Genomic DNA, 7,683 nt, shown 5'->3' on the forward strand with positions numbered 1-7,683 from the left:
GTTAATACGTTTAAGTTTGGCGTTCCAAATTATTTTCATAAACCTGTTGCTTCATGAACCCGGTAACCGAACATTCCACCGTTCCAAGTCTCCTGCAAAATATTATCCAACATATCCACCCGGAAGACACTGTTTTTCTCACGCACAAAGTAGATGAACGCTGGGAAGAAATCACTTACAAACAAGCTTTAGAAAACATCAATGCTATCTCTGCTTATTTTTTGGATATTGGAATCAAAAAAAACGACCGGTTGGCACTTATTTTGGATAATGGCCCCGAGTACGTGTATTACGACCAGGCGCTGCAACAAATCGGCGCCGTAAATACCTCCATCTATCCTACCCTTTCCGAATCTGAAATTGAATATATTTTGAATGATTCTGGCGCGCGGACTTTATTAATCGGTAGTCCTTTTCTGCTTAAAAAAATTCTTAAGATTGCCAATAATTGTGCAGAATTGATCCGTATCATCCCAATTTTTGATGACTACCAAAAGTTCACCGAAAAATCAAAGTTTAACACCGGCATCATTTCGTTAAACAATTTAATTTTTGAGGGGAAACACGTTTACAATCAATACAAACAAACCATCATCAGTTGCCGCGAAAGTATTTTGCCAACGGATATTTCTTCGCTGATTTATACATCTGGCACAACCGGAACGCCCAAAGGCGTGATGTTGACGCACCACAACTTTACCCAAAACGTACGTGCAAGTTTGGACCAGATTACGGTGATTACCAAAGACGATGTTTTCCTTTCTTTTTTGCCGCTTTCGCACGTTTTTGAACGCACGGCTACGTATCATGTTTGTTTAGCAACCGGTTCCAGAATTGCATTTGCACAAAGTTTGGAATTGCTGGCGAAAAACATGGCCGAGATTAGGCCAACGATAATGAGTTGCGTGCCACGATTGCTGGAACGCATCCACGACCGCGCCATGAAAAGCGGACAAGCAGCAGGCGGAATTAAAACCAAGCTTTTTTTATGGTCGTTGGATAAAGGCCGCAAATTTAGGGAGCTAAAAGAAGCAGGCAAAAAACCCGGCATCATTTTGACCAGCGAAAAAAACCTGGCCGAAAAATTAGTTTTCAGCAAGATCAAAGAAAAAACCGGCGGACGTTTAAAGTTTATGCTTTCGGGCGGCGGTGCCTTGCCCAAAAATATCGGCGAGTTTTTTGGTGATTTAGGCATCAAAGTATTGGAAGGTTTTGGGCTGACGGAAACTTCGCCGGTAATGGCCGTAACGGAATATAACCGGCAAGTTTACGGGACCGTTGGAAGGATTATTCCGCGGATAGAAGTAGCTATCCAAAACATTGATACGCATAAAATTTATACCATCCAAACCCACGATACTTTTAAACCGGATTTTCAATCCGAAGAAGGCGAAATTATTGTGCGCGGCCATTGCGTGATGAAAGGTTACTGGAACAAACCGGAAGAAACGCGCAACGTGATTGATGAAAATGGTTGGTTTCACACCGGCGATATCGGTCGTTTTTATAAAGGCAATTTGCAAATTACCGACCGTTTGAAAAACATGCTGGTCAACTCTTTTGGCAAAAATGTTTATCCAACGCCGGTAGAAAATACGTATTTGAAAAGCCCGAAGATTGAAGGCGTTTTTTTAATTGGCGATAAGCGCGAATATGTTACGGCTTTTATCATTCCTGCTAAAGAATTGTTGCAGGAAACTTTTAACCTGGACGAATCTTTTTTTGAGAAGCCGGAAGCTTTTATTGAAGAACAACCGGTTATGGATTGGATTAACGAAGATGTAAAAAAACTATCTAACGAGTTGGCCAAGTTTGAACGCATTAAAAATTTCAAAGTAAAACGCAATCCGTTTAGCATGGAAGCCGGCGAAATTACGCCAACTTTAAAAGCCAAGAGAAAAGTAATTGAGAAGAAATATGCCGCAGATATTGACAACTTGTATTTGCAGGAAGCGGATTTGATTTGATGGGTTTTAGTGGTAAAAGAAGTATGGAGATAGCTGTTCAGTATAATAAAATTAGGTTACTTTAGGAATTACTATTATGGGTACTGTTTCCAAATGTATGATGACTATTAAAGCAGATAATAATCTTTCAAAATGTAAAACTAATTTAGCTGTAAAAGTGAAAATATCAGTTCTGATTTTATCTGCTTTTTTAACCAATTTTATGCCATCATACATTTAGAAACACAACCCTGTTATGAGAAGCTTAATCATTTTAAATCCTAATATTCAAGGTATTTAACTTAAATAAGCTTTATTAATTTAAAACGTTTCTTATGTTTACATTAAGTTACTATCTGTATATTGTATAAAGCAATTTACAATTAGCAAAAGCATTCTGAGAAACAATATGGCAACTCTTAAAGAATATTATTTAAAAGATTTTTCCAGACTCTTATCAACTCACATTGAATGGACTCTTCGTAGTCCAACACAAGAAGATATGAGTGTAACAGTAAAAACACACCTTGACTTTGACTCTAACGTCTTCTTCGTATCATTCTATGTTCCAGAAACAAAATCTGAAATTAGCATTTTTAATTTACTTCTTTCAAAACTTGAAGAAGCGTTCAAAATAAAAGACACAACATTTATTTCAACAAAACTACCTGGAGAGATGGAATCAAATTCAGCAGACTTACGCTTTTCTGGAAGAGTTTTCTTTTATTATGAAGGAGTAGTCGATGAAAGCGAATTTCAAAAATTACAAATTCATTTTAAAACACAAGGATTATTTATACATTTTAGAGATATTAACTTTTCAGTTGAAAGAAGCAACTTAGAAGTGCCTCTTGCTTTTATATCACATGATAGTAGAGATAAAGATTTAATTGCAAGTAAAATAGCTAATGAGCTGCAAAAACGTGTCATTCCTATATGGTATGATGAATATTCTTTAAAATTAGGCGACAGTTTAAGAGAGTCAATTGAAAAAGGTTTGAAAGAGTGCAAGAAATGCATTTTAATACTGTCACCCAATTTTTTAAACAATGCAGGTTGGACAAAGACTGAATTTAATACAATTTTTACGAGAGAGATAATTGAGACACAAAATTTAGTACTTCCAATTTGGGTAGGAGTTAACAAAAAGGAGATTTACGAATATAGCCCAACTTTAGTGGACAGAATTGGTGTAAGTTGGGAAAAAGGACTTGAATTCGTTGTTAACAAAATACAGCACGCATTAATAGTTGAATAATAGATGTAATTCCATGGTCGGAATTTATAATCACTATCTTTTGAGCTTAGGATCTATAATCCTGTTTCTTAAATAAACAACATAAGCAATTAAAGAAAAAAGTACCATGTTTCAAACTCATACTATTTTTAAATCTATTTCCTGTATGGTTTTGCCTTGTTCCTTAAAGTAAAGATTAAGAACCTCCAACATATTGATTTCAAGTTCATCCAAAGTAGTGCCAACTGTATAAACGGGATATTTTTCAGCATAAGCAGAATAACCAGTTTTAGTTTTTTCAACAATCATTTCAATCTTCACAATAGCACATTTTTAATATTAGATGTTGAAATTTAAGGCATAAAAGAAGCATCACAAAAAAACATACTTAAAGATAAATTTTCCTAATACTTTTTTTCTATTGATACTTCTTTTACCGCCTAAAAATTAGCATTGTAGTGTGTATATACTATTGTCTTCTTTTTAACAGTTTATCCGCTAATGCTATACCTGGTTTTTCAATATACTTTTCGGTCATCTTGGCAAGTAGAAAAGAAATGGTTAAGGTAAGCAAGAAATCACAAGTAAAACCTATATAAAGGTTTTTGGTAATTTTATTATCAAAGTACTCGTTTAAATTGGGAAAGACATACCAAACCGTAATCCAATGTAAAATATAAATAGAAAAACTAAGCTGGCCTATCCTTTCTAAAATGGGAACTCTGAAATAGGAGCTTTTTAAAAAAGAACCTAACGTAAAAAAAACCATGCCAGCAAAGGCGGGAATTAGAAAGAACGAAAATGACCAGCCATGTTTCCAGTTTATATAAATTGCCAAAAAGCCGGCAAGAAATAAAATCAAGTTATAAATTTGGTTTTTAATGATGTTGCCCTTTACATCTTTGTACAATAAAAAGCCCCACAAAAAAACCGATAATTGGTTAAAAAGGCTGTTATAGTAAAAATTATTATTGTAGATAAACTTGAGATGATAACACAAGCTTAACGATACAATTATCAATAAAGCTAACAATACATAACCAACCAACACATTGAATATATACCTGGCCGTTTTATGGTGCAACCAAATATAGAGTAACGGAAAAATGCAATAAAAAGCCATTTCGGCCCCAATAGACCATCCTCCCGGAACTATGTTATTGTTATAGGCTGGCATAAAACCATGTATAAACAATACATTTGCTGATATACCTTTTAAAGAATAGTTATTTAAACCATTGGGCATTTGAAGGTTGGCCAACAGCAGGTTTATACCGAAATATATTAATATCCCGATATAATACAGCGGTGCAATCCTAAAATACCTACGGATAAAAAAACTTTTTATTTCCGGCCAACTGTATCCCCTTTTTTCCATGGAAAGGCACAAAGTTAAAGCCGATGCAACAAAAAAAAGTTGTACCCCAAGCTGCCCATATTTGGTCTTGCTTTCTAAAAAAATGCTCTTTTGCATTTCTCCTGCATGGATAAGTATTACGCCAATGATAGCAATACCACGCAAAGCATCTATGTAATGATACTTCTTGATCGGTTTATTAGAAACAGACACGTTAATTAAGATTTAGGTAGTAAGAGCTAAACTATGCATAATAACTTTTACATAAACTAATGGGCTACAAGTAAAGTCCTTTTTAGGTTTGAGATGGCACTAATCTCTTGCAAACGAAACTTCTTTATCCTGCTTATCCATTTCATACAAACAGTTACTTTCACCTAATACTTCTTTTACCACATAAAAATTAGCATTAAAACCTATTTTTGCCAATATAATTATTGGTGAGATATGAGTACAAATTTATCCGAACAGGAAACCCTTCGCCGCGAGGCACTTCAAAATATACGCAATTTAGGCATCAACCCTTATCCTGCCGAAGCTTTTGCGGTTACAACCACAGCACAGGATATTTTGCAGAACTACAAGCTGCACCCCGATAAATACCAGCAGGTGCAAATTGCAGGCCGTATCATGAGTCGCCGCATCATGGGTAGTGCTTCATTTGCCGAATTGCAGGATTCGACAGGCCGCGTGCAGGTTTATATTAAACGCGATGATATTTCGCCGGGCGAGGATAAAACGCTGTACAACACGGTTTTTAAAAAGCTGTTGGATATCGGCGATTTTCTGGGCATAAAAGGCTTTGTCTTTACCACGCAAACCGGGGAAATATCGGTGCATATGCAGGAAATGACCATCCTTTCCAAATCTTTAAAACCGTTGCCGGTTGTTAAACGTGATGAAGACGGGCATATTTACGATAGTTTTACCGATCCTGAAATGCGCTACCGACAGCGTTATGTAGATCTCACCGTTAATCCGGAGTTTAAAGAGATTTTTATCAATCGCTCTAAGGTTGTTAAAACGATGCGCAGCTATTTCGACAGCAAAGGCTGGATAGAAGTAGAAACGCCAATCTTGCAATCTGTTCATGGCGGCGCTGCGGCTCGTCCGTTTAAAACGCATCACAACGCTTTAGACGTTCCGCTTTTTTTGCGGATTGCGAACGAATTGTATTTAAAGAAATTGATTGTGGCCGGTTTTGATGGCGTGTACGAGTTCGGAAAAATGTTTAGGAATGAAGGCATGGACCGCACGCACAACCCGGAATTTACCGGTTTAGAAATTTATGTAGCTTACCAAGATTATATTTGGATGATGGGCATGGTAGAAGAATGTTTGGAACAAGTTGCTTTAGCTATCCACGGAAAAACGAAAATTCAAGTCGGCCAACAGGAAATTGAGTTTGCAGGTCCATACGAAAAGCTTTCGATGTATGATTCTATCCAAAAATTTACCGGAATAGATGTTTCCGAAATGGATGAAGAAGCGTTAAGAGAAACCTGTAAAAATCTACAAATTGAAGTGGATGCTTCGATGGGAAAAGGGAAACTGATTGATGAAATTTTCAGCGAAAAAGTGGAAGCGCAATTGATCCAACCAACTTATATCACCGATTATCCAATCGAAATGACGCCGCTTGCCAAAAAACATCGGACAAAAGAAGGTTTGGTAGAGCGTTTTGAACTATTTGTCAATGGAAAAGAAATTGCCAATGCGTATTCAGAATTAAACGATCCGATAGATCAGCGCGAACGTTTTGAAGAACAACTGTTGCTGGCCAGCCGCGGCGATGAAGAAGCGATGGTGGTGGACGAAGATTTCCTGCGTTCGTTGGAATATGGCATGCCGCCAACTGCCGGATTGGGAATCGGCATTGACCGTTTGGTAATGTTGATGACGAACCAAAGTACTATCCAGGAAGTGCTTTTCTTCCCGCAAATGCGGCCGGAGAAGAAGGCGAACATTTCTTCCACAGAAGATTTTTTAAAAATTGGTGTTCCGGCAGAATGGGTTCCGGTAATCCAGAAAATGGGGTTTAATACCGTTGACGAACTGCAAAAAGCAACACCAAACAAAGTATTTAACGATTTGGGCGGAATGCGCAAAAAGCTGAAGTTGGATATTGTCATCCCGCCAAAAGAAACGGTGATGCAATGGTTTTTGTAATACTGTTTTTATTCATCATTTCTTAACAAAAAATTAAAGACCGGTTAATAGCAATTGCCGGTCTTTGTTTTTGAATAAGATTTATAAAAGATGACCAACGCCAGCTTAAAAACAACAGAAACAGAGTACTTGATTAAATTTAGCGTAAACCAGTTTGACATGGAATTTGTGAAAAGCATTTTCAGCTTTATCAACCAAAAAATGGCGGTAAAAGAAGCATCGGCAACTTCAAATGTTAAAGATGTTGATGAAGATTATTTTTCTAAAAATGACTATTTCAGCCATTTAGACGAAAAATAAAACCCGTTTAAAACTGCTGTCGGAAACCGCCGCGGCCAACCTGCTGCTTGTCCATTTGCGCCATCTGGCCTTTCATCATTTTAATCTGCTCGGCCAGCAGCTTGTTTTTATCGGCTTTTTGCGCTTCGGACAGATACATTTGCGCTTCACGTTTGTTGCGTTTTGACATGGAAATCCCGGCCAAGCTTAATTTTGCCAATGCAATATTGTGCGACATAGTCAACCCCAAAGACAGTGCTTTTTTAAAATATTTCTCCGATTTTAAAGGTGCTTTGTTCGATTCGATCAAACCCAACAGCAAATTGTAATAACCGTGCTGGTTGCGGATCAACTGCTTTTCGTAATCCGTAATTTTCAACAAAGATGCTTCTGCTTTGGGCATGTTTTCTTTCCGCATGTAATATTGCGCCATCAGCATATTTTCGTTGAAAAAGAAAGTAAGCAGCACCAATCCGCCAATCAAAAACACTAAAACAGCCCACCACCAAAAGCCAAAAGCGGCCAAAGTAACCGCGGCGCCCAAAATAATACAGGCAACAATCAATCGAACAATATTACGCATTACGATGTATATAAAATTGAAGCACAAATATCTGCTTATTTGAACGTTAAACCAATAATTCAAAATAATTTATGGCGATTGCATTAGAACCTTCCTGGCTTGAAATATTAAA

General features: G+C 37.1%; 7 protein-coding genes. 4 read left to right on the top strand and 3 right to left on the bottom strand.

The genetic code is table 11. From position 1 onward, the window contains the following. Positions 1 to 53: 53 nt before the first annotated feature. Both Q0192_RS18430 and Q0192_RS18435 read left to right on the top strand, forming a co-directional pair. The gene (locus Q0192_RS18430; protein ID WP_299291927.1) at positions 54 to 1,967 is read left to right on the top strand and encodes a long-chain fatty acid--CoA ligase; all 1,914 of its coding nucleotides are present in this window, start codon (positions 54 to 56) and stop codon (positions 1,965 to 1,967) included. A gap of 388 nt (positions 1,968 to 2,355) precedes the next feature. Then, on the top strand, positions 2,356 to 3,204 hold the full coding sequence (locus Q0192_RS18435) for a toll/interleukin-1 receptor domain-containing protein (RefSeq protein WP_299291929.1): 849 nt from the start codon (positions 2,356 to 2,358) through the stop codon (positions 3,202 to 3,204). Between the two features lie 117 nt (positions 3,205 to 3,321). Here the strand turns inward: Q0192_RS18435 and Q0192_RS18440 are convergent, their stop codons facing one another. Beyond that, positions 3,322 to 3,504: a hypothetical protein gene (locus Q0192_RS18440; RefSeq protein ID WP_299291931.1), complete on the bottom strand. Its 183-nt coding sequence runs from the start codon at positions 3,502 to 3,504 to the stop codon at positions 3,322 to 3,324. A gap of 148 nt (positions 3,505 to 3,652) precedes the next feature. Continuing rightward, a complete protein-coding gene (locus Q0192_RS18445; RefSeq protein WP_299291933.1) occupies positions 3,653 to 4,753 on the bottom strand; it encodes an acyltransferase in 1,101 nt (366 codons plus the stop codon). A gap of 234 nt (positions 4,754 to 4,987) precedes the next feature. Here Q0192_RS18445 and lysS point away from each other — a divergent pair, with 234 nt between their 5' ends. Both lysS and Q0192_RS18455 read left to right on the top strand, forming a co-directional pair. After that, a complete protein-coding gene (lysS, locus tag Q0192_RS18450; RefSeq protein ID WP_299291936.1) occupies positions 4,988 to 6,709 on the top strand; it encodes a lysine--tRNA ligase in 1,722 nt (573 codons plus the stop codon). Positions 6,710 to 6,799: 90 nt separating this feature from the next. Then, the gene (locus Q0192_RS18455) at positions 6,800 to 7,009 is read left to right on the top strand and encodes a hypothetical protein (RefSeq protein WP_299291938.1); all 210 of its coding nucleotides are present in this window, start codon (positions 6,800 to 6,802) and stop codon (positions 7,007 to 7,009) included. 7 nt (positions 7,010 to 7,016) lie between these two features. Here Q0192_RS18455 and Q0192_RS18460 read toward each other — a convergent pair whose 3' ends face one another. After that, entirely contained in the window at positions 7,017 to 7,571 is a 555-nt protein-coding gene (locus Q0192_RS18460) for a DUF2892 domain-containing protein (RefSeq protein ID WP_299291940.1), read from the bottom strand. Between the last annotated feature and the right edge of the window lie 112 nt (positions 7,572 to 7,683).

This window comes from uncultured Mucilaginibacter sp. (genome assembly GCF_937859865.1).
Lineage (GTDB): Bacteria > Bacteroidota > Bacteroidia > Sphingobacteriales > Sphingobacteriaceae > Mucilaginibacter_A.